At 40.3% G+C, this 402-nt stretch carries 1 pseudogene; it reads left to right on the top strand.

Features of this window, described 5'->3' with window-relative positions:
* Window positions 1-402: pseudogene (locus tag HC175_RS19715) on the top strand (SusC/RagA family TonB-linked outer membrane protein); the annotation flags it as partial.

Raw genomic sequence — 402 nt, 5'->3', positions numbered from 1 at the left:
AAATGAGGATTCCAATGTATATACCTCTTTAAATGTCTTTGACCAATCTGGTATCATCATCAACAATAACTACAGGAGATATATTTTCCAGTTAAACAGCGACACCGATGTGAACGAGCGACTTCGGTTTGGGAACTCCCTGAAAGTAAATCACGATATTAAGGAACAGGGAGAGATGAACATTAACGGAGCAATATTATCTCTACCCACCCAACCTATTTATCGGGAAAACGGAGACTTTTCAGGGCCAATTGGGCAGCCAATTTATTCTGGAGACGTTGAAAACCCAATCGGTAAAGCTACTATTGTAGATAACTCTACCAAAGGTTACAACCTGCAGGGGAACGTATTCGGGGAACTGGATCTCTTTAAAAACTTTACTTACAAATCCCTTTTTGGAGC

It is taken from the genome of Salinimicrobium oceani (assembly GCF_012037645.1).
This window is presented reverse-complemented; position numbering and strand designations above follow the sequence as displayed.